Origin of the sequence: Streptomyces sp. Wb2n-11, from assembly GCF_001049855.1 — a bacterium.
Taxonomy (GTDB): domain Bacteria; phylum Actinomycetota; class Actinomycetes; order Streptomycetales; family Streptomycetaceae; genus Streptomyces; species Streptomyces altiplanensis.
The window spans coordinates 962,404-983,892 of sequence record NZ_CVPB01000001.1 but is presented as its reverse complement, the minus strand read 5'-3'; the positions used below and the strand labels follow the sequence as shown (position 1 = coordinate 983,892).

Genomic DNA, 21,489 nt, shown 5'->3' with positions numbered 1-21,489 from the left:
CCTGCCCTCCGGCGCCAGCAGCAACAGATCGTCGATCCCGTGAACCCCCCGCTCGCCATCTGCACCGCCACCAGCGAGATGCTGAAGACCACACCGATGAAGGTCGTCATCGCCGAGCTGATCGTGGTGACGACGGTCTTCGCGTCCTCGACGATCCCGATCAGATCGCCGACCTCGTCGTACGCCTTCTCGCCCTGCAGGTACGCGACGAGCTCCGCGTCGAGCTCCGACGCCGCCCACCACAGGGCGAACGCGCACATCAGCCCCAGGCTCGGCGCGAACCAGAAGGTGTCCCGCAGATGCTCACGCACCGGCGACAGGGCCCGCGGCCGCCGGTGCCCGCGCCCACCGGATCCGTATCCGTGTGTCACCGCCCGAACGCTGCGCGTGCCCGGACGGCGACGCGCGGTACGCACGGCGGCGGAACGGCGGCGGGTCGATCCGGGCGGGCCACCGCAAGCCACTGACCACGGGATACGCAGGTGAAAGCCACCCTGAACCCCTGGTATTGTTTTCCATGTCGCCGCGGGAAACCGGGGCCGACCACCTGGTCCGGGTGGCGGAATGGCAGACGCGCTAGCTTGAGGTGCTAGTGCCCTTTATCGGGCGTGGGGGTTCAAGTCCCCCCTCGGACACCACCGAAATCCCCATGATCTTTCTGAGATCGTGGGGATTTTTCGTTGTATGCGAGGATGCCCGGCGTGAGTTCGGCCTCTGCGCGGATCGCGGCGCTGCCCCGGCTGCGCGAGGGGCGAGTACCACGACGCGGCCCTCGTGGGACACATCGCTCAGAATGGCGGCCGCGACACGTGGCGGGCAGACGGGTGGAACGATCTTCCACAGCGGCAGGGGTGGCGGGTAAGTGAGCGAGTACCAGTACTACGAGTTCCTGGCCGTCGACCGGCCGCTGACGAAGGACGAGCAGGCCCAGGTGCGGGCGCTGTCCACGCGGGCCGAGATCACCGCGACGAGGTTCGTCAATGAGTACCACTTCGGAGACTTCCACGGGGACACCACCAAGATGGTCGAGCAGTTCTACGACGCGCACCTGTACTGCGCGAACTGGGGCTCACGTCGTCTGCTGCTGCGTCTGCCCTCCGCGCTCCTCGCGAAGAAGGAGGCCGAGCCGTACGTGCTGGAGGAGTCCCTGACGGTCCGGACCAGGGGTGGGTACACCCTGCTGGACTTCTCGCTGAGCCCGGAGGACGCCGAGGAGTGGGATTCCGGGTCGTTTTTCTCGCTGTCGGAATTCGTCGGACTGCGGGCCGAGCTCGCCGCCGGGGACCTGCGCCCGCTGTACCTGGCGTGGCTGGCGGGCCTGCGGGTGTGGGAGCTGGCTGAAGACGACGAGGAGGAGTACATCCATGAGCTGGAGCCGCAGGTACCGGACGGGCTCGGCGAGTTGACCGGAGCGCAACGGGCGCTCACGACCTTCCTGCAGGTGGACGAGGACCTGCTGGCCGTCGCCGCGCGCACCTCCGCGCCCATGGAGCAGACGTCATCGGCAGAACGGAATGAGGCGTTGGAGGCGTTCATCGCGGCGCTGCCCGCCCGGGACAAGGACGCGCTGCTGGTCGATGTCGTACGGGGAGGAGGCCACCTGGCCGGGCCGCGTCTGCTGGCCCGATTCCGTGCCGCCCACAGACCTGCGGATCCGGCAGCCGCCCGTACGCGCCGCAGCGCCGCCGAGCTCCTTGACGCCGCCCACCGGCACCGCACCGGGCGGCACGAGCGGGAACAGCAGGCCCGCGAGGCGGCCGAGCAGGCACGACGCCGGGCTGCCGAGGAACAGCGCGCCGCGCACCTGGCCACGATCGCTGCGGATCCCGGCGAGATCTGGCGTGAGGTCGACATCCTGATCGGGCAGAAGAAGCCCACCGCCTACGACCGGGCGGCCACCCTCCTCGCCGACCTCCGAGCCGTCACCGCGCGCAGCTCCGAGGAGCTGGCCGACTACGACCGGCGTACCACCGCGCTCCGGGAGACCCACCGGAGCAAGCCGGCGCTCATGCGCCGCTTCGACGAGATCGGTATTCCCCGCCCCTGAACGGCGCTGCGCCCCGTCGGTCCGAAGCCGCGGACCGGATCGAGCGTACGCGGCCGTGAGCAGGGCGGCCGCCCCGAGAAGCCTGCGAAGGCTCAACGCGTGGCGTGGCGCAGCGCGGCGGTGCAGCGCATCGGCAACGTCGTGCCGGCGGTGCCACCCGTGGGTGATCGGTGCCGGTCCGCCTTTTGTACAGTCTCCCCGGTGAGACGCAGACACAAAGCCCCGCCCCCGGCGCCCCTGTCTCAGCGCGACGGCGTCGACCCGGTGCGGCTGAGACTGCCCGCCGATCCGGGTGGGCGGTGGGCGAGCGCGCGTGGCTACTTCGTCGAGCGCTACGCCGGCGCCATCGGGGCCGAGCAGGTCGACGCCATGTTCCGCGAGGGCCGGATCGTCGGCGAGAACGGGCCGGTCACCGCCGACGAGCCGTACGTCGCGGGGCGCCACCTCTGGTTCCACCGCCGCTTCGCCGCCGAGCGGCCGGTCCCTTTCGAGATCGGCATCGTGCACCGGGACGAGCACCTCGTCGTCGTCGACAAGCCGCACTTCCTGGCCTCCACGCCGCGCGGCAGCCACGTCACCGACACTGTTCAGGCCCGGCTGCGCCGCGATCTGAAGCTGCCCCTGCTCCAGCCGGCGCACCGACTGGACCGACTCACCGCGGGGCTGCTGCTCCTCGTCGTACGGCCACAGGACCGGGGTGCCTACCAGACGATGTTCGGCGACCGCCGGGTCCGCAAGGAGTACGAGGCGATCGCGCCGTACGACCCGTCCGTGGAGCTGCCGCGCACCGTGCGCAGCAGGATCGTCAAGGAGCGCGGGGTGCTCGCGGCCCGTGAGGAGCCGGGTGAGCCGAACAGCGAGAGCCGCGTCGAACTGGTCCAGGAGCGCGACGGTCTCGGCCGGTACCGCCTGCTGCCGACCACTGGCCGCACCCACCAGCTGCGCGTGCACATGAACACCCTGGGCCTGCCCATCCTGGACGACCCGTACTACCCCGAGGTCCTCGCCGATTCACCGGAGGACTGGCAACGCCCCTTGCAACTACTGGCCCGGGTCCTGGAGTTCACCGACCCGCTTACCGGCGCCCCGCGCCGCTTCGAGAGCGGTCTGCGACTCGCCCGGTGGCCCCGCTGAACCCTTCCTCCGATACAGCGCCCTCTGACGCGGCCCCCGGGTGGTTCATCCTCCGGTTCAGCCCGTCAGCCCGGCTTCCGTGAAGAACGGGCTGGGCGTGCCCGACCACGACACGTACAACCCGTCCCGCGCCCGCGTGCACGCCACGGACAACAGGCAGTGGCTCCCGCCCGCGAGAGCGGGCAGCGGATGTACACCGGTTTGGGAGGCAGCCGCCACCCGAGCGGGAATGGAAATGTTCACGGGTTTCGACAGCAGCACGGGCACGGGGGGTTGCTGCTGGGTGTGATGGCCGACGCCGTCGGGGTCCGGTGCCCTGACTGCATCGATGCGCCGGCTCCAGGCAGGTGTAAGCGGCCCCGCGACGGTGACCGTCCCGGTCCACCAGTCCGGTTGATCGGGTACGTGCCGGAGGACGTCGAGCCGGCGGTGGGGGAGTTCCCCCGCCTTCCGAACCAGGGCCGCCTGCGCGATGTGCGGCTCGGACGAGGGCGGAGGACCGGCGAGCGAGCCGTCGGCGATGCCGGCCGGCCCGGTGAGGTGGACGGCGTACCTCCATCCGTCCGGGGTCCGGTACAGGACGAGGCTGGTCGGTGTCCCGAAGGTGCGCCGGTATGGCCGCCGTTTGCTCACCGTGCCGGCACGGTACTGCGGACTCACCGCCCGTCCGGCGCGTCCGGCGTCACCGCGGACGTACGCGCCCCCGACCGTCCGGGTAAACGGATGGTCGGGGCGAGCGTGACGCGGCAGGACGCTCCGCATGAGCGTGCCCACCCCCCAGATGCACACCGCCCGCCTGCGACTGCGGCCGTTCACCGACGCCGACGCGGCGTCGCTACCGATGAGTTTCGGACGCGGGGCCGGTCTTCATGGGTACACGCGCTCATGCGCTGGAGGAACCGATGGTTGCCAAGGGATTCCCCACCTGTCTGTGGTTCGACGGGCAGGCCGAGGAGGCCGCGGAGGCCGCGGAGCACTACGTCTCGGTCTTCAAGGACTCGAAGCCCGGACGGATCGGGCGCTACACCGAGGCCGGGCCGGGGCCCGCCGGGCCCGCCATGGTCGTCGAGTTCGAGGCCAACGGCCAGAGGTTCGTCGGGCTGAACGGCGGGCCGGAGTTCACGTTCAGCGAGGCGATCTCGTTCCAGATCCACTGCGCCGGCCAGGACGAGGTGGACTACTACTGGGGCAGGCTCTCCGAGGGGGGCTCGGAAGGCCCCTGCGGCTGGCTGAAGGACAAGTACGGGGTGTCCTGGCAGGTCGTCCCCGACGGGCTCGTCGAGATGCTCGGCGACCCGGACCCGGAGAAGGCCGGGCGGACCACCGAGGCGATGTTCTCGATGTCCGAGCTCGATGTCGCCGCACTTCAGAAGGCATACGCGGGAGAGTAGGTGCTGCGCACGGATCAGGTGGCCGGTGCGTTCCGGCCGTCCGTGTGCCGGGACAGGTCTGCCAGCAGGTCCTCGGCCACGTGTTCCTCCAGGACGGCGGTCCGGTGGGTGAGCAGGGCCTCGGACAGGGCGGGGTCCCACGGGGCCTCGGTGATCCTGCCGGCGGGCGGGCCCGGCCCGGTGCGGGTGTGGGCGGTCAGGTAGTCGGTGGCCGACATGCGCCAGGGGGCGGCCGGTGTCTTCGCCAGGACGTGGGCGGCGATGCGCAGGCCCTCGCCGTCGAAGTCGCCGTGGTGGCGGAGCGGTGCTCCGGCCTCGGCGAGGTGGCGCAGCAGGAGGAGTACGGCGCTGTTCGGCCAGCCGGAGGTGCACACCAGGGGCGGGCAGGCCGGGCCGAAGCGCTGGAGGGCGAGGGCCAGGATGCTCGGGTTCTCGGTGATGTGGACCGTGGTGGAAGGGAAGCGGAGCTCGCCGGGGGTGCGCAGCTGGGCCAGGGTGAGGTGCGTGGCGTGGCCGGCGCGGGAGTACGTCGTCACGGCGCGGGCCACCGGGCCGTCGCCCGTGGGGCGCAGGCCGGCGGTGAGGACCGTGGTGGACAGGGCGTCGTCGGCGATTCCGGCCCGGGCCCACAGGGCGCGCCGTTCGGGGGCCGACTCGGGGGCGGCCGTGTCGTACAGCGCGGCGAGGGCGCGCAGGACCAGGCCGGACAGGCGGGTTCCGTCGTCGAGGGCGTGGGAGTCGTTCAGGACGCGGGTGGCGAAGACCGGTAGCGGTTCGCCCCGCGCGGGGAGCTCGGACAGGGCGCGGAGTGTGTCGGTGAGAGCGTTCCGGGTGGTGGCCACCGAGTCGCCGATCAGGCCGGCGCGGCGTACCTGCGCCACCCAGGCGCCGAGTGCGGGCTGCGCCAGGACCACCGGGTGGGCGGCCAGCCACTCCCACAGGGCGGCGCGGTCGGCCCGGTCGGTCGCGCGGGCCGCGGCCCGGTCGCCGACCGGGCCGACGATCGCGGTGACCACCGAGCGGGTGTCCTCGCCGCAGCTGTCGCGGAGGGCCTGGTCGAGCCGGGTCAGCGAGAGGGTGGGGCGCGGGCCGGGGAGGCGGTCCAGGCCCAGGAGGTCGGCGACGGCGTTCTGCGCGGCCTCGTCCAGTGGTCCGGTCCGTACCCGTGCGACCGGCTGCCCGGTGGACAGCCGGTCGTGGAACGCCCGCCACAGCGGCGCCAGTTCGGGGCGGTCCAGCGGGTGCCCCGCCGCAGGGAATCCGGCCGCAGGGTGTCCCGCCGGAGAGGGTTCCGCCTCGGGGTGTCTCACCGCGGCTCCTCGTCGGACCGCAGGTCCGTGCCGTCCCAGACGAAGCGGACCGTCGTGACGGCGTCGTCGGCGGGGCCGCCCCCGCCCCCGTCCCCGCCGCCCCCGTCCCCGCCCGTGATCAGCTGGTGCACGGCGATGCCGTCGAGTTCCCGGTAGGTGCACCACTCGTGGTCCGAGGTGAGCATCAGGTCGAGGTCGAGCGAGCACAGCAGCGCGAAGATCTGGCCCCGGTTGGCCGCGTCCACGCCGACGAACACCTCGTCCAGCAGGATCAGCCGGGGCGCCCGCGGCACCGCCTGGTAGTGCGCCGCCACGGCGGCGAACAGCGGCAGGTGCAGGGCGATGGCCTTCTCCCCGCCCGACAGCGCGCCGTGCAGCTTCTTCGTCAGCAGCTGCCACCCCTGCCCGTTCGCACGGTCCAGTTTCACCACGAACCGGTGCCACGCGGTGTAGTCCAGCACCCGCGTCAGCTGCTCCTCCCAGTTCCTCGCCGTGTCGGACGCCTTGGCCTCCTCGACGCGGTCGCGGAAGAAGCGGTGCAGCGCCTCGCGGTCGCCGTCCGACATCCGCACCGGATCCTTCAGCAGCAGGTCGCGGGCGGCCCTGGTACCGGGCGGCAGCGCCGGATCGACCTGCCACACCAGGCGCACCGCGACCCGGGAGGCGGTACGCACCCGCTCCAGGCGGGAGTTCATCGCGTCGACCAGCTCGTTGGCCTGGCGGATACGGGCCGCCAGGTGGCGCCGGGTGTTGCCCGTGAGCGTACGGTCGAAGAGCTCGCGCTCGTCGGCGGTGATCTCCTCCTGGCTGCGGTCCCGTTCGGCCGTCAGGGAGGCCAGCAGCCCGGCGGCGCCCATCCGCATGCCGTCCATCGCCGCCGAGAACACCTGGACGTCGTCGTCCGACTCCAGCGAGAGATCGGCCCGCTCGCCCAGCGCCTGCCGGCTGATGTGGACGGTCTCGGCGAGACGGCCCAGGGCGTCCGCGATGTTCTTCGGCTCGTACGGCACGGACGGCCACAGCGCCCCGATCGTGCGGGCCGCCTCCAGGGTGGACTTGATCCCCTCGTCGGCCCGCACGGTCCCCGCCGCCTCCGCCCCCGCGTCGACGGCGAAACCCAGCCGCAGATGGCGGCGGAAGCGGTCCGCGGCCGCGTCGCGCGCGGTCACCGCCGCGTCCCGCCGCGCGGCGGCCGTGCCCCGCTCGCTGTCCAGCGAGCCGATGCGGCCCGCGACCTTCAGCAGCAGCGCGTTCAGGTCGCGCAGGCCGGACAGGGCGGCGCGGTGCGACGCGCGCAGCTCCTCGATGCGGGCGAGCACCTCCTCGTACTCCGCGCCGACGGTGTGCTCGATCTCCTCCAGCCGGGCCTCCAGCGCGCGGGCGCCCGACTCCGCGCGGCCCGCCTCGGCCTCCAGCCCCCGGGCGGCCTCGCCGGACCGCTCGGCGCGGGCCTTCGCCTCCGCCGCCGTACGCCGTTCCGAAGCCAGCTGGAGGTGGGCGAAGAACCACTGGTCGGCGGTGTCCCGCAGCCTCTGGACCGTCTCGGCCACCGCGTCCAGCGCCGACGGGTCGGCCGGCAGCCCGTGCTCGGCCGCCGTGCGGTCGAGCAGGGCCCGGGTGGTCTGCGCCGCGCTCTCGCACCGGCTCAGCCGCGCGACGGCGGACCGTACGGCGTCGTCCCGGGCGGCGGCGTCGGCCTGCGCCCGGTCGAGATCACGCTCCGCCGCGACGACCGCCCGGTGGTCGGGGCGCGAGCGCCGGTCGGCCTCCAGGGCGGCGCGGCGGCCGGCGAGAGCGGTGAGGGCGGTGTCCAGTTCGGTGATCTCGTGGTCCAGGCCGGTCAGTTGCGCCGTCAGCTGTGCCAGCCGCTGCTCGCGGGCGCGGGCGCGCGCGGACGCGCCGATGTGGGCGGCCTCCGCCTTGGCCCAGCTTCCCGTCGCGCTCGCCAGCCGCCAGGTGCCGTCCCCGCCGATCGCGGCGCCGTGCCCCTGCGGCAGGGTGTCGTCGTACGCGATGCCGGACAGCAGCTGGCCGATGCGTTCCGCCGTGACCGGCGCCCCCGGCTCCGGCCGCAGCACCTCGGCCAGGGACCGGCCCGGGGCGGGCACCGACCAGTCGGCCTCGGCGAAGGTGTCGTGGCCGAGGGCGAACGCACCGCCGTACGGGGCGACCCAGGCGTCCAGCAGACCGCTCGCCTCCAGCGCGGCCTCGACCGCCGCGCGCGTGCCGGCCGGCACCTCGTCGCGGAAGGCCACCAGCTTCCACAGCGGGGCGCCCATCAGCCGGGAACGGTCGGCCGTACGGAACGGCGGCGGAGCGGGCGGCAGTTCGGCTGCCTGCTCCAGCGCCCCGGCCTCGGCGGCCAGTGTCTCGCGCTGTGCCCGCAGGGCCGCGCGGCGGGAGGCGGCGGTGGTCTCCGCGGCGGTCAGGGCGTGCTCGACCGCGCGGACGGCCGCGTCGGTCAGCGCCAGCACCCCGGGTTCGTCCGTCGCGCGGGCGGCCAGCTCCTCCACGGCACCGCCGTCGAAGGCGAGCTCCGCGCACTGCCGGGCCCAGACGCGCAGCCGCTCGGCCTGGGCCGCGGACGCCTGCTCGTACTGAGCCGTCCGCTGCGCGCGCCGCTCCGAGGCGGCGGCCAGGTCGGACCGGCACTCCTCCAGCCGCTCCTCGGCCGTCGTGCGTTCGCCGGTCGCGGCCCGGTGCGCGGACAGCGCCCCGCGCACCTCCTCGACCTGGCTCCGCCGCCCCCGCACCGCGCCGTGCAGGATCTGCCGGGCCCGGTCCGCGGATCCCGCCGTGAGCAGGGCGGCCACCTCCGTGCAGGACGCCGTCATTCCGGCGCTCCGGGCGACCTGCCAGGTGTCGCTCTCGGCGCTGCGGACCTTCTCCTCCTGGGCGTCGGCCGCCTCCTGGGCCCGCGCCCGGCGCAGGGCGTCCTGGCCGGCCGTTTCGCGGGCCGCGCCCGCCTTGGCCCGCCGCTCCCGCGCGTCCCGGCGGGCGTCGTCCGCCTGCTGCCGCAGCCGGTCGAGGTCGCGGCCCTGGCGGTAGGCGTCGGACTCCGTGAGGCCCTCGATCCTGGAGGCCAGCTCCTCGGCGAGCGCCTCGGCCTCGGCGTGCTCCGCCTCGGCCCGCCCCTGCTCCTCGACGGCCGCCCGGTGCGCCTCCTCGCTCTCCCGGGCCGCGCGGGCGCGGTTGTCCATCTCGGTCGTCGCCGAGATCACGGCGGCGGCGCCGGAGCGGAGCACCCGCTGGGCGTACGCGCGCTGCCGGGCGCCGAGGGCCTGCGCCGCCCGCACCTCGTCCTCCAGCCGGGACAGGTGCTCGCGCCGCCGGTCGAGCCGCTCGAAGCCGTCGGCCAGCTCGGAGATCTCGCCCCGGTCGAGCGGGGGCAGGGCGCGGGACAGCAGCTCGGACAGGAGCGAGGGGTCCAGGCGCTGGGACAGCTTCGGCGTGCGCAACTGCAGCAGCGCGGTGATGAGCGCGTCGTAGCGCTGCTCGTTCAGTCCCGGGAAGAGGGTCTGCCGTACGGTGTCGCGGTACTCGGAGGCCGAGGCGTGCACCTCGCCCTGTCCGGCCAGGGCCTGCGCGAGGGCGGCCCTGGTCAGCGGCCGGCCCGCGTCGTTGACCAGGTCGAAGCCGCCGGGGGCGCCGATACGGCGGCGGGTGGTGAAGAAGTCGGCGGTCACCGACGTGGTCCGCTCGCCGGCCTGGAGCCGTGCCCCGACGGTGAACCAGGCGTCGCCGCCGCCGTCCGGGCCCTCCCCTTGCTCCCGCCCCTGCTCCTGTCCGGTGCGGAACTCCAGCCAGACGTACCCCACCCGGGTGAGGCCGGTGGCGCCCTCGCCCATCAGGTTCCAGTGCATGGTGCGCTCGGAGCCGCCGAAGGTGGACAGCCGGTGGGGGCGCAGGCTCGCGTCGAAGAGGAACGGCAGCAGCACCTCCAGGGCCTTGGACTTGCCCGTGCCGTTCGGGCCGCGCAGGAGCAGACGGCCGCGGTGGAAGGTGAAGACCTCGTCGTAGTAGCGCCAGACGTTGAGCACGCCCGCGCGGGACGGCTGCCAGCGGGGGGTACGGCCGCGTGCTCCGGAGCCTTCGGAGTCCGCGGAGGCGCGGCGGGGGAGTGCGGTGACCGTCATGCGGGGGGTTCTTCCTCGAGAGTGGCACCGGTGACCCGGTAGCGGGCGGCGGCGGGCCGGGGGACGACGCGGCCGCCCTCGCTGCGTACCAGACCGAATTCGGCCAGGACCTGTACGGCGTCCGAGGCCAGGGCCGAGGCCCCGTCCTCCGTGCGGTACGCCTTGCCCCAGCGGGGGAAACGCCCCAGCAGGCTCTTTGCCTCGGCGGCCAGCTGCTCGGGCGTGCACCCGGCGGGCGAGGCGGTGAGCGTGTCGAGGAGCAGCAGGGCGGCGACCTTGGCGTGGCTCGCGTCGTCGGGGAACTTGCTGTCGGTGGCGATGGCGTCCGGGTCGACCAGCAGGAACCCTTCGGCGCGCTCCTCCAGCACGAACCCCGCCTGTTCCGCGGCGCGCCGCAGGATCTGGCGGCCGGTGGGGGAGGTGAGGTAGCCGAGCTGGGCCCCGGTCAGCTCGTCCCGGTGCAGGACGGGATTGTCGAACAGGCGGCGCAGCACCGAGTGACGCAGCCAGAGATTGCGCTGCACCGGCGAGGCGGGGGCTTCCGGGGCGCCGGTCCCCGGATCGTCCGGGCCCTCCGGGTCCTCCCAGGTCCCCGGGGCGTCCGGAGCCTCCGGGGCGTCCGGAGCCTCCGGGGCGTCCGGGGCGTCCGAGGTGGCCGTGGCCTCAGTGGCCGCGGGCCCGTACCGCCGTTCCCGCACCAGACCGGTCAGCAGCGCCTCGAACCCGCCGGGTATCCCGGCGGCCGGGACGGCGAGACGGGAAGGACCGCACGGCGCGGCGAGCAGCCGCATCAGCACGGTGGCGTCCACCCGGTAGAGCACCTTCGCCTCGGCCGAGTCGGCGAAGCTGTCCGTCGTCCCGTCGACGGCCTGCAGGGCGCCGTACGACTCCAGCAGCCGCAGCACGTCGACGAAGGCCACGCGCTGCGCACGCTGCGCGGTGTCGAAGGCGGGCAGCGCCCCGTCCGCGGCCGAAGCCTGGACCACCCGGTCGGCCAGCAGCCCGATGGTGGTGACCGGGACGGAGAGCAGCTCGGCGGCGGTGACGCAGAGCAGGACGTACCGCCGCCGGTCGAAGGGGGCGCGTCCCGGGCGGGTCCGCCGGGCGGGCCGCGTCGCGTCCGCGTCCGCCCGGACCTTCAGCAGCCGGGCGTAACCCAGCCGCGGTTCGACGACCAGCGTCCAGCCGCAGTGGTAGTCGAACCAGTGGATCAGCGGGTCCCGGCGCCGGCGCACCAGGTCGAAGGCCGCCGGGTCGGAGCGTTCGGTGAGCAGCGGGCGGGCCAGCAGTGTCCGGATGCAGCGGGCCAGCTCCTCCCGTTCGGCGACGACCAGCTGATTGGCGAAGTTGCTCATCCGGTCGCCTCCTCCAGGGCCGCTCCGGCCGGAACCGTCCCGGCCGTGTGTACTTCGACGACGAAATCGGGGCCGGTCAGCGTGCCGCGCGGCGTACGCAGCATGGCCGGGGCGGCACCGGCGGCCGGTGGCCGCAGGACCACCTCCACCCGGCCGTCGCCGGTCACGGCCCGGCGCACCCCCGTGGAGTCCGGGCGGACGGCCAGGGCGCGGCCGAGCAGATCCATCAGCCGCTCGAAGACCTCGTGGTCCAGCGCGCCGAAGTGCGAGAGCCGCACCGGGGCCTGAGCGCGCAGCAGACTCCAGGCGGCCTCCAGCTCGGCGCGTTCCGCCCGTGCCCGCTCGGCTCTCACCGCCTTGAGCTCCGCCACGTCGCGCACCCGGCCGGTGCGGGTGAAACGCTCCGTACGGCCACTGGTGCGCAGCAGCGCGGACACCTCCACCGGCGGGGCGTCGCGCCAGCTCTCGGTGGCCGCCGTCAACTCGGGGTCGGCGTGCGCGAGATGTGCGTGGCGGGACGGCCCGAGCCCGAACGCCGTCGACCACAGCCGGTGCAGGTCGTCGTCGGTGGGCGCGGCGGCGAACCAGCGCGCCAGCTCCCTGAAGTCCTGTACGGCGCCGGTGGAGCGGCGCCGCGACTCGGTGATCCTGTCGAGCACCTGGAGCAGGGTGACGATGGCGCGGCGCGCCACATGGTGCAGCTGCTCCACCCGGGCGGGCGAACCGTCGCCCGGCAGGAACCAGGCACGCAGCCCCTCCCAGCGGGCGCGGCGGCGCGCGAGCCACTCGGAGGCCGGGTCGGCGCCGCCGGACGGCGGAAGCTCGGCGCCGCGCAGCGCCCGCTGCCACAGCGTTTCCGGGCCGCGGTCCTCGATCCGGGCGACGGCCGCCGCGACGGCGTGGGACCGCTGGTCGAGGTTGGTGAGGAACTCCTGGAGGTAGGCCACGGTGGCGCCCTTGACCTCGTGGAACGTCGACAGCTCGGCGCCGTCGGTGCGCAGCAGCCGCTGCAGCTCCCCGTTGAACTGCTTGGTGTTGCCGCGCAGCGCGTCGAGGTGCCCTTCCAGCTCCTGGAGGGTGCTGAAGATCCGCCGGTCGCCGGAACCGGTGTCCGCCAGCAGACGGTCCAGCTCCGCGAGCCGGTCCGCGATCGCGTCCAGCACGGCGGTCTGGAGGGCGCCGGTCGACGCGAGGACGGTGAGAGCGTGCTGCACGCCGGCGAACGCCGCCTCGCCGCGCCGGGTCAGGGAGTACTGGAGGTTGCGGCGCTCGTACTCCTGTGCGGTGCGGTAGTTCTCCGCGTGGTTCTGGATCACGTCCAGCAACTGCCACTCCCGCAGCTGCTTCAGAGCCTGGGTCAGGTCGTCGTCGGTCAGCGCGTCGAACCAGCCGACGCCGCGCAGCCGTTCCCGTACGTCGTCCAGACCGAGCGCCGTCACCAGCCGCTCGTTCGCGTCGCCGAAGGCCTGGAGGATGGCGGAGTACAGCGGCGCCCGGTCACCGGCGGTGAACCGGAACATGTCGGCCGGGATCCGGTGCGTCCCTCCCGCCGTCACAGTGCCGCTCCGTGACCGACGGTCTGCGGCACCCGGGCGGCGGAGAGCCGGTCGAGCCGGGGGCGTTCGCCGTGCGCGACTCCGACGATCGCCTTCGAGCCGTACTGCCTGCCGTTGTGCGCCAGCAGGTACCGGCGTGCCGGGCGGAAGCGGCCGTGGAGGAAGGACTCCCGCCCCACGCGGTCGAACTCTTCGATCGCGCACAGGATCTCGGTGGTGGTTATGTCCGTCAGCGCCATGCGTTGAACAGTAGACGGCGCCGCTGACAGGGGGGAATCTACGCCTGGGCGGCGAAGCGCACGAAGTCGGTCCACGAGGCCCCCGCCACCGTGAGTTGCGCACTGGCCGGGTCCTTGGAGTCGCGGACGTGAACGGCGCCGGCGCACACCGCGACCTCCACGCATTCGCCGCCTTCGTTGCTGCTGTAGCTGCTCTTGGACCAAGCGAGTTCTTCCGTGCCGTGTGCGTCGGTGTTCATCGCTCTCCCTGCAAGCTCTCAATCAAGGCCAAGGACTCACGTGGTGTGAGGGCCTGAGACCGGATACTGCCGTACCGTGCAGCCAGAATGCGAACTTCCTCAGCGTCGGTGATCAGCTGGCTGGAGTTCTGGACCTCCAGGTACGCCACCTGTGCTTTGCCTTTCGGGGTCAGCAGAATGAACGGGCCACCCATGCCGGCGTGTTCACGCCGGTCCGTCGGCATCACCTGCAGTTCCATGCTGCGCAGAGCACCGAGCCGGAGTAGCGCTTCCAACTGTCCTGCGTGTGTGGCCCAGTCACCGATGGGTCGTCGAAGGACGGTTTCCTCGATGACGCAACTCACCATCGGAACCGGCCAAGTGGTCAGAATCTCCTGCCGAGCGAGCCGTGCGGCCACCCGCTGCTCGATCGTTTCCTCGTCCAGAAGCGGCTTCCGCATGATGTAGAGAGCACGCGCGTGCTCCTCGGTCTGCAGCAGGCCCGGAATCGTGTGGTTGCTGTAGTAGCAGAGCTCGACAGCCTGGCGCTCCAGCCGCGCATAGTCCCGGAACCAGGCCGGATGCCGCACCCGGGCCCGAGCCTTCGCCCGTACGACGTCCTCCTCCGCAGCCCGCAGCAGCCCGCCCGCACCGAGAACGCCGTCCGCCGCCCGCAGGAACTCCGGTTGCGGTGTCCGCCTGCCGCGTTCCAGGGAGGAGATCAGGTCCTCCCCGTATCCGAGGCGTTCGCCCAGCTCCCGCTGCGTCCACCCCGCCCGCTCCCGCAGCAGCCGCACCTGGCGGCCGATCGTCCGGAACAGGTCCCCGCCACCGTCCCCGTCGTCCCCGTGCTCCTCGTCGGCGGGTGCGGGGCCGGGCCGCAGCCGGTCGTCCCCCGTCTCCGCATCCCGGCTTTCCACCACTGCCCGCGCATCCGCTGCCGCCATCGCGTCCACCGTCCGACCCGCCCCGACCAATCCTCGCCCCGGCCGGTACGCCACCCCGCCGTACCGCCCGCTGTCGTCACCAGAGTACGAGCGATCGCACACGCACAGTGAGCAAAGGGTGGAGATCACCCCCACGTGCACCGTCGGCCCACCCGTGCCCGACCGGTGGTACGCGCGGTGCTCCACGCCGGTACGCGTGCCTCCCGTACCACCCCGTCCCCTGGCCGGGGGATCCCCGGTCCGGCCACGCTGAGCCGCATGAACTCCAGGATCACCACGGCTCGAACAGCCGTCTCCGCCCAGCGGTTCACGCAACTGCTCGGTGCCACCCGACGCGGCGCCCGCCTCGCGCGGCTGCTTGCCGTGCAGCGGCTCGACGCGTGGGGGTGGCCGCCGGACAACGACTGCGTACGGGCCGCCGAGCTGGTCGTCGCGGAGCTCGCCGCGAACGCCGTCCTGCACGGCCGCGTGCCCGGACGCGGGTTCCGGCTGGGACTCGCCCTTGTGCCGGTCACACCCAGGGCGTCCGTACTGCGGATCGACGTCACGGACCCCCGTGGCGATCTCCTGCCGCTTTCCGGGGCCGCCCCCGCCGATGTCCCCGCCGACGGCGACGACGCGCAGGGCCGGGGACTCCTCCTCGTCTCCGCCCTCTCCGTCAACTGGGGCTTCGTCCCCGAACCGGCCGGTGCGAAGACCGCCTGGGCGGTCGTGGGGCTGGTCGGCTGACCGCACGTTCGCGGGGCCGGGTCCGGCGCGGTGAGGTGAGGTGCTCATCTGAGCGGCAGTCGGTCACGATCCGGTCTCGCTGTGGGGTGGAGGTATTGCTTCCGGTGCATGTAATCGTTTCCAATCAGGCGTGTAATCGATTCCATGAGGGACGGACCCTGTCTGCGGCCCCCGGAACCGAGGTTCACCGAAACCACAAGGAGGTGGTCCGGTAGTGGCGAGCATCAAAGATGTCGCGGCCGAGGCGGGAGTGTCCGTCGCCACGGTCTCGCGCGTCCTCAACAGCCACCCGTCCGTCAGCCCCGACGCGCGGGCCCGCGTCCTCGCCGCCGTCGACGCGCTCGGCTACCGGCCCAACGCCGTGGCCCGGTCGCTGCGCACCGACCAGACGCGCACCCTCGGGCTCGTCATCAGCGACGTGCTCAACCCGTACTTCACCGCGCTCGCCCGCTCCGTCGAGGAGGCGGCGCGCGCGCTCGGCTACAGCGTCATCATCGGAAACGCCGACGAGCGGCCCGAGTTGCAGGACCACCACGTCCGTACGCTCCTCGACCGCCGGATCGACGGGCTCCTCGTGTCGCCCACCGACGGCGGCTCCCCGCAGATACTCGACGCCGCGCGCGGCGGTACCCCCATGGTCTTCGTCGACCGCTGGATTCCGGGTGTGGACGTGCCGGTCGTGCGCGCCGACGGCTGCCCCGCCGTACGCGACCTCGTCGGCCACCTCCACCGCCTCGGCCACCGCAGGCTGGCGATCATCGCCGGTCCTGCGGCCACCACCACCGGCAGTGAGCGCGTCGAGGCGTTCCGCGAGGCGCTGCGCGAGCACGGACTGCCGTTGCCCGACGCCTGCATCGGCCAGGGCGACTTCCAGGCGGCCAGCGGACGGCGCGCCACCGCGCGCTTCCTCTCCCTGCCCGAGCCGCCCGACGTCGTCTTCGCCGCCGACAACCTGATGGCGCTCGGCGCGCTGGACGCGATCCGCGAGCGCGGTCTGCGGGTCCCGCAGGACATCGGGCTCGCCGCCTTCGACGACATCCCGTGGTTCGTCCACACCGATCCGCCGATCACGGCGATCGCCCAGCCGACCGGCGAGCTGGGCCGGGCCGCCGTACGGGCCCTGGTCGACCTCATCGAGGGCCGGCCGCCGCAGTCCGTCACGCTTCCCGCCCGGCTCGTCGTACGCCGGTCCTGCGGCGAGGAGCGGTCTTCGCATTCTCCGCACGAGAGCCAGAGGAGCAACCTGTGAGCAGCCCAGGAGAGTTGCTGCGCATCGAAGGCATACGCAAGACCTTCCCCGGTGTGGTCGCGCTCGACTCCGTCGACTTCGACCTGCGGCGCGGCGAAGTGCACGTCCTGCTCGGCGAGAACGGGGCGGGCAAGAGCACGCTGATCAAGATGCTGTCCGGTGCCTACCGCCCGGACAGCGGACGGGTCCTGGTCGACGGGCGCGAGGTCCGCATCCACGGGGCGCAGGACGCCGAGCGGCTCGGCATCGCCACCATCTACCAGGAGTTCAACCTGGTGCCCGAGCTCACCGTGGCCGAGAACATCTTCCTCGGCCGCCAGCCCCGGCGCTTCGGGATGATCGACCGCAGGCGGATGGAGGCCGACGCGGAGGAGCTGCTGAAGCGGGTCGGCGTGCGGGTCTCGTCGAAGGCCAAGGTGCGCGAACTGGGCATCGCCCGGCTCCAGATGGTGGAGATCGCCAAGGCGCTGAGCCTGGACGCGCGCGTCCTGATCATGGACGAGCCGACCGCCGTACTGACCAGCGAGGAAGTGGACAAGCTCTTCCGGATCGTGCGGCAACTGCGCGAGGACGGGGTGGGCATCGTCTTCATCACGCACCACCTGGAGGAGATCGCGGCCCTCGGCGACCGCGTCACCGTCCTGCGCGACGGCCGCAGCATCGACCAGGTGCCCGCCTCCACGCCCGAGGCCGAGCTCGTACGGCTGATGGTCGGGCGCAGCATCGAGCAGCAGTACCCGCGCGAACGCCCGGAAACGGGAGAGCCGCTGCTCTCCGTGCGCGGGCTGACCCGCGACGGTGTGTTCCACGACGTCGGCTTCGACGTGCACGCCGGTGAGGTCGTCGGACTCGCCGGGCTCGTCGGCGCCGGACGCACCGAGGTCGTACGCGCCGTCTTCGGCGCCGACCCCTACGACGCCGGGAGCGTCGAGGTGCGTGGCGAGCGGCTGGCCAAGGGCGACGTGAACGCCGCCATGGGCGCCGGGATCGGCCTCGTGCCCGAGGACCGCAAGGGCCAGGGCCTGGTGCTCGACGCCTCCGTGGAGGAGAACCTCGGCCTGGTCACGCTGCGTTCGGCCACCCGCGCCGGCCTCGTGGACCTCAAGGGGCAGCGCACGGCCGCCGCCCGGATCGCCGAACAGCTCGGCGTACGGATGGCGGGACTCGGCCAGCACGTCCGCACCCTCTCCGGCGGCAACCAGCAGAAGGTCGTCATCGGGAAGTGGCTGCTCGCCGACACGAAGGTGCTGATCCTCGACGAGCCGACCCGTGGCATCGACGTCGGCGCCAAGGTCGAGATCTACCAGCTGATCAACGAACTGACCGCCTCCGGGCACGCCGTCCTGATGATCTCCAGCGACCTGCCCGAGGTCCTCGGCATGAGCGACCGGGTGCTGGTCATGGCCCAGGGCCGGATCGCCGGCGAACTCCCGGCACGCGCTGCGACCCAGGACGCGGTGATGGCGCTCGCCGTCAGCGCCCCGGCGGCCGGCGCCCCGAACCCGAACGCAGCGAAGAACGAAGTGGAGGGCCCCCGTGGCCACTGACACGCTCAAGAGCAACACGGGCGCGAGCGCCGCGAGTACGGTCCGCCGCGTCCTGCTCGACAACGGCGCGCTGAGCGCCCTGGTGGTCCTGGTGGCGGCGATGTCGCTGCTCTCCGGCGACTTCCTCACCACCCAGAACCTGCTCAACGTGGGGGTGCAGGCCGCCGTCACCGCGATCCTCGCGTTCGGCGTCACCTTCGTCATCGTCTCGGCGGGCATCGACCTGTCCGTCGGGTCGGTGGCGGCGCTCTCGGCGACCGTGCTCGCCTGGACGGCCACGTCCGAGGGCGTCCCGGTGTGGATCGCGGTGATCCTCGCCGTCGCCACGGGCATCGCCTGCGGCCTCGTCAACGGCGCCCTCGTCTCGTACGGCAAACTCCCGCCGTTCATCGCCACGCTGGCCATGCTCTCGATCGGCCGCGGACTGTCCCTGGTCATCTCGCAGGGCAGCCCGATCGCCTTCCCCGAGCCGGTGTCGGTGCTGGGCGACACGCTCGGCGGCTGGCTGCCGGTGCCGGTCCTCGTGATGGTCGTGATGGGACTCGTGACCGCGCTCGTCCTCGGCCGTACGTACATCGGACGCTCGATGTACGCGATCGGCGGCAACGAGGAAGCGGCCCGGCTCTCCGGACTGCGCGTCAAGCGGCAGAAGCTCGTCATCTACGCCCTGTCCGGCCTCTTCGCCGCCGTCGCGGGCATCGTCCTGGCCTCCCGCCTGGTCTCCGCGCAGCCGCAGGCCGCGCAGGGGTACGAACTCGACGCGATCGCCGCGGTCGTCATCGGCGGCGCCAGCCTGGCGGGCGGCGTCGGCAAGGCGTCCGGCACGCTGATCGGCGCGCTCATACTCGCCGTGCTCCGCAACGGCCTCAACCTGCTGTCCGTCTCGGCCTTCTGGCAGCAGGTCGTCATCGGTGTCGTGATCGCGCTCGCGGTCCTGCTGGACACGCTGCGGCGCCGGGCCGGCGGCGGATCGGCGGCCCCCGCGGCCTCGTCCGGGGCCGGTGCGTCCGGGTCCGGCCGCAAGGGCGCGGCGAAACTCGCGGTCGCCGCCGTGTGCGTGGCCGCCGTCGTCGGCACCATGTCGTTCTTCAACTCCGGCTCCACCGGTACGGTCACCAAGGTCAGCATGTCGCTCTCCACCCTCAACAACCCCTTCTTCGTACAGATGAAGGAGGGCGCGCAGGCGGAGGCCGGGGAGGCGGGCATCGACCTCACGGTGACGGACGCGCAGAACGACGCCTCCCAGCAGGCCAACCAGCTCCAGAACTTCACCGGCGAGGGCGTGAAGTCGATCATCGTCAATCCGGTCGACTCCGACGCGGCGGGCCCCGCCGTGCGGGCGGCCAACAAGGCCGGCATCCCGGTGGTCGCCGCCGACCGTGGCGTCAACAAGGCGGACACCGCCACGCTCGTCGCCTCCGACAACGTCGCGGGCGGCAGGCTCGCGGCGAAGGCGCTGGCCGAGAAGCTCGGCGGCAAGGGCGAGATCGTCGTCCTCCAGGGCACGGCGGGCACCTCCGCCAGCCGCGAGCGCGGCAAGGGCTTCGCCGAGGGGCTCCAGGCGTACCCGGGAATCAAGGTGGTCGCCACCCAGCCGGCCGACTTCGACCGCACCAAGGGCCTGGACGTCATGACCAACCTGCTCCAGTCCCACCCCAGGATCACCGGCGTCTTCGCCGAGAACGACGAGATGGCGCTCGGCGCGGCCAAGGCGCTCGGCGGCAGGGCGGGCAAGTCCGTGGACGTCGTCGGGTTCGACGGGACGCCGGACGGCCTCAAGGCGGTCGAGGCCGGCACGCTCTACGCCTCCGTGGCCCAGCAGCCCAGGGAACTCGGGAAGATAGCAGTCCGGAACGCGGTCGAGGCCGCGCGGGGCAAGAAGATCGACAGCATGGTCAAGGTGCCGGTCAAGGTCGTGACGGAGAAGAACGTCGCCGACTTCTCATGACGGTGACGGTGAGGGTGAGGTCGACCGCGATCGCGACCGTGACCGCGACGAACAGCGAAAGCAGGAGAGCATGAACGACTACGACCTGCTGGTCGTGGGGTCGGCCAACGCCGACCTGGTGATCGGCGTCGAGCGCCGCCCCGCGCCCGGTGAGACCGTGCTCGGCTCCGACCTGGCCGTCCACCCCGGCGGCAAGGGCGCCAACCAGGCCGTCGCCGCCGCCCGCCTCGGTGCCAGGACCGCGCTGCTCGCCCGGGTCGGCGACGACGCCCACGGGCGGCTGCTGCTGGAATCGCAGCGCGCGGCCGGTGTGGAAACCGGTGGTGTCCTGGTCGGCGGGGCGCCCACCGGGGTCGCGCTGATCACCGTGGACCCGTCGGGCGACAACAGCATCGTCGTCTCGCCCGGCGCCAACGCCCGGCTGACCCCCGGGGACGTCCGCGCCGCCGGGGAACTCCTCGCCGGTGCCCGGGTCGTCTCGGCACAGCTGGAGATCCCCCTGGAGACCGTGGCCGAGGTGGTGCGTACGCGGGCGGGCGGCGCCCGGTTCGTACTGAACCCGTCGCCGCCCGCGCCGCTGCCCCCGGACGTGCTCGCCGCCTGCGATCCGCTGGTCGTCAACGAGCACGAGGCCAGGTTCGTGCTCGGCGACGCGGCGGGGCGCGACCCCGAGGACTGGGCGCGGGCGCTGCTCGCGCTCGGCCCGCGGTCGGTGGTCGTCACGCTGGGCGCGGAGGGCGCGCTGGTCGCCGAGGGCGGTACGGACGCTTCCGCCGTACGGGTCCCGAGCCCCCGGGTCGACGCCGTCGACACCACCGGTGCCGGTGACGCGTTCACCGCGGCCCTGGCCTGGAGGCTCAGCCTGGGCGAGGGCCTCGCCCAGGCCGCCGCCTTCGCGGTACGGGTGGGCGCTGCCGCCGTCACCGGAGAGGGCGCGCAGGCGTCCTTCCCGACCGCCGAGGAGGTCTCCGCGCTGTGAAGAGGACCGGCATTCTGAACCGCCATCTGGCGGGGGCGCTGGCCGAACTGGGCCACGGCGACGGGGTCCTCGTCTGCGACGCGGGCATGCCCGTCCCGGCCGGTCCGCGCGTCGTCGATCTGGCCTTCCGGGCCGGGATACCGTCCTTCGCCGACGTACTGGAAGGGCTGCTGGCCGAGCTGGTGATCGAGGGCGCGACGGCCGCGCACGAGGTACGGGAGGCGAACCCGGCGGCGGCGCGGCTGCTGGAGAACTGTCTGCCGGACCTGACCCTGGTCCCGCACGACGAACTCAAGGCGCTGTCGGCGGGGGCCCGCCTGATCGTACGGACCGGGGAGGCGCGGCCGTACGCGAACGTACTGCTGCGCTGCGGGGTCTTCTTCTGACGGGCGCGGGCGCGGGCGCGGGGGATTCCACCCCGGCCCGGGCCCTCGGCGTCCCTGTTCCCCATGCCCGGCCGGGGTTTGGTGTTCCGGACGGCTGCCCCGTCTGCCACAGGAGAGCCGGCGAGCACCAGGGCGCCTCCGCGACGAAGGCAGGCCCGGCATCTGTGCCGCGCGCCGCGGAGGTCGCGGCCGAGCGGGTTGCCCGCCTCCGCCGAGGCGATCGGCATGTCGTCCCCGACGACGTGGTGGGCGAGTGGCTGTCCGGCCTGCTGGGGGAGCCTCATCCCCGTACGGCTTCCCGCTCCCGCCCGGATCTCG

16 protein-coding genes, 1 tRNA gene and 2 pseudogenes are annotated in these 21,489 nt (G+C 73.1%); 11 read left to right on the top strand and 8 right to left on the bottom strand.

The genetic code is table 11. The features are described from left to right. Positions 1-47: 47 nt before the first annotated feature. Positions 48-371: pseudogene (locus tag BN1555_RS04275) on the bottom strand (DUF2254 family protein); the annotation flags it as partial. A gap of 179 nt (positions 372-550) precedes the next feature. Between BN1555_RS04275 and BN1555_RS04270 the strand changes: the two are divergent. From BN1555_RS04270 to BN1555_RS04250, 5 genes and pseudogenes are all read left to right on the top strand, one after another. Then, positions 551-638 (top strand) — tRNA-Leu (locus BN1555_RS04270). A 224-nt stretch (positions 639-862) separates the two neighbouring features. Next, positions 863-2,047 (top strand): hypothetical protein, encoded by a 1,185-nt coding sequence (locus BN1555_RS04265; protein WP_093797983.1) that lies wholly within the window; start codon positions 863-865, stop codon positions 2,045-2,047. A 201-nt stretch (positions 2,048-2,248) separates the two neighbouring features. Next, positions 2,249-3,181 carry a pseudouridine synthase gene (locus tag BN1555_RS04260; RefSeq protein WP_093797981.1) on the top strand — a complete coding sequence of 311 codons (933 nt, stop codon included), beginning with the start codon at positions 2,249-2,251 and terminating at the stop codon, positions 3,179-3,181. A gap of 760 nt (positions 3,182-3,941) precedes the next feature. Beyond that, positions 3,942-4,019: pseudogene (locus tag BN1555_RS40090) on the top strand (GNAT family N-acetyltransferase); the annotation flags it as partial. Positions 4,020-4,083: 64 nt separating this feature from the next. Then, positions 4,084-4,572 carry a VOC family protein gene (locus tag BN1555_RS04250; RefSeq protein ID WP_093797979.1) on the top strand — a complete coding sequence of 163 codons (489 nt, stop codon included), beginning with the start codon at positions 4,084-4,086 and terminating at the stop codon, positions 4,570-4,572. Positions 4,573-4,586: 14 nt separating this feature from the next. Here the strand turns inward: BN1555_RS04250 and BN1555_RS04245 are convergent, their stop codons facing one another. The 7 genes from BN1555_RS04245 to BN1555_RS04215 are packed head-to-tail and all read right to left on the bottom strand — an operon-like array spanning position 4,587 to position 14,333. Next, positions 4,587-5,882, bottom strand: a complete 1,296-nt coding sequence (locus BN1555_RS04245) for a TIGR02679 family protein (RefSeq protein ID WP_093797977.1) — start codon at positions 5,880-5,882, stop codon at positions 4,587-4,589. Then, a complete protein-coding gene (locus BN1555_RS04240; protein WP_093797975.1) occupies positions 5,879-10,018 on the bottom strand; it encodes a TIGR02680 family protein in 4,140 nt (1,379 codons plus the stop codon). Before BN1555_RS04240 ends, BN1555_RS04245 begins: the two co-directional genes overlap by 4 nt. Continuing rightward, positions 10,015-11,373 carry a TIGR02678 family protein gene (locus BN1555_RS04235; RefSeq protein WP_093797973.1) on the bottom strand — a complete coding sequence of 453 codons (1,359 nt, stop codon included), beginning with the start codon at positions 11,371-11,373 and terminating at the stop codon, positions 10,015-10,017. The genes BN1555_RS04240 and BN1555_RS04235 overlap by 4 nt, the downstream gene beginning before the upstream one ends. Beyond that, a complete protein-coding gene (locus tag BN1555_RS04230; RefSeq protein WP_093803168.1) occupies positions 11,370-12,893 on the bottom strand; it encodes a TIGR02677 family protein in 1,524 nt (507 codons plus the stop codon). The genes BN1555_RS04235 and BN1555_RS04230 overlap by 4 nt, the downstream gene beginning before the upstream one ends. A 32-nt stretch (positions 12,894-12,925) precedes the next feature. Continuing rightward, the gene (locus BN1555_RS04225) at positions 12,926-13,168 is read right to left on the bottom strand and encodes a ScoMcrA-related endonuclease (protein ID WP_093797971.1); all 243 of its coding nucleotides are present in this window, start codon (positions 13,166-13,168) and stop codon (positions 12,926-12,928) included. Between the two features lie 38 nt (positions 13,169-13,206). Further along, positions 13,207-13,407, bottom strand: coding sequence for a DUF397 domain-containing protein (locus tag BN1555_RS04220; protein ID WP_093797969.1), 201 nt, complete (start codon positions 13,405-13,407; stop codon positions 13,207-13,209). After that, entirely contained in the window at positions 13,404-14,333 is a 930-nt protein-coding gene (locus BN1555_RS04215) for a helix-turn-helix domain-containing protein (protein ID WP_093803167.1), read from the bottom strand. The genes BN1555_RS04220 and BN1555_RS04215 overlap by 4 nt, the downstream gene beginning before the upstream one ends. A gap of 258 nt (positions 14,334-14,591) precedes the next feature. On the opposite strand from BN1555_RS04215, the gene BN1555_RS04210 reads away from it, so the two are divergent. From BN1555_RS04210 to rbsD, 6 genes are all read left to right on the top strand, one after another. Then, positions 14,592-15,062, top strand: a complete 471-nt coding sequence (locus BN1555_RS04210) for an ATP-binding protein (protein WP_093797967.1) — start codon at positions 14,592-14,594, stop codon at positions 15,060-15,062. Positions 15,063-15,276: 214 nt separating this feature from the next. Then, complete coding sequence (locus tag BN1555_RS04205; protein ID WP_093797965.1) at positions 15,277-16,311, top strand: LacI family DNA-binding transcriptional regulator; 1,035 nt, start codon at positions 15,277-15,279, stop codon at positions 16,309-16,311. After that, a complete protein-coding gene (locus BN1555_RS04200; protein WP_093797963.1) occupies positions 16,308-17,858 on the top strand; it encodes a sugar ABC transporter ATP-binding protein in 1,551 nt (516 codons plus the stop codon). The genes BN1555_RS04205 and BN1555_RS04200 overlap by 4 nt, the downstream gene beginning before the upstream one ends. Then, positions 17,848-19,806, top strand: coding sequence for an ABC transporter permease/substrate-binding protein (locus tag BN1555_RS04195; RefSeq protein WP_093797961.1), 1,959 nt, complete (start codon positions 17,848-17,850; stop codon positions 19,804-19,806). Before BN1555_RS04200 ends, BN1555_RS04195 begins: the two co-directional genes overlap by 11 nt. Positions 19,807-19,876: 70 nt before the next feature. After that, entirely contained in the window at positions 19,877-20,785 is a 909-nt protein-coding gene (locus BN1555_RS04190; RefSeq protein WP_093797959.1) for a ribokinase, read from the top strand. Beyond that, positions 20,782-21,171: a D-ribose pyranase gene (gene rbsD, locus BN1555_RS04185; protein ID WP_093797957.1), complete on the top strand. Its 390-nt coding sequence runs from the start codon at positions 20,782-20,784 to the stop codon at positions 21,169-21,171. Before BN1555_RS04190 ends, rbsD begins: the two co-directional genes overlap by 4 nt. The last annotated feature ends 318 nt before the right edge of the window (positions 21,172-21,489 follow it).

Coding starts and splice junctions, on each gene's coding strand:
- BN1555_RS04190 (WP_093797959.1), top strand. CDS start 19,877: ATGAACGACTACGACCTGCTGGTCGTGGGGTCGGCCAACGCCGACCTG.
- BN1555_RS04210 (WP_093797967.1), top strand. CDS start 14,592: ATGAACTCCAGGATCACCACGGCTCGAACAGCCGTCTCCGCCCAGCGG.
- BN1555_RS04215 (WP_093803167.1), bottom strand. CDS start 14,333: ATGGCGGCAGCGGATGCGCGGGCAGTGGTGGAAAGCCGGGATGCGGAG.
- BN1555_RS04240 (WP_093797975.1), bottom strand. CDS start 10,018: ATGACGGTCACCGCACTCCCCCGCCGCGCCTCCGCGGACTCCGAAGGC.
- BN1555_RS04220 (WP_093797969.1), bottom strand. CDS start 13,407: ATGAACACCGACGCACACGGCACGGAAGAACTCGCTTGGTCCAAGAGC.
- BN1555_RS04225 (WP_093797971.1), bottom strand. CDS start 13,168: ATGGCGCTGACGGACATAACCACCACCGAGATCCTGTGCGCGATCGAA.
- BN1555_RS04235 (WP_093797973.1), bottom strand. CDS start 11,373: ATGAGCAACTTCGCCAATCAGCTGGTCGTCGCCGAACGGGAGGAGCTG.
- BN1555_RS04250 (WP_093797979.1), top strand. CDS start 4,084: ATGGTTGCCAAGGGATTCCCCACCTGTCTGTGGTTCGACGGGCAGGCC.
- BN1555_RS04230 (WP_093803168.1), bottom strand. CDS start 12,893: ATGTTCCGGTTCACCGCCGGTGACCGGGCGCCGCTGTACTCCGCCATC.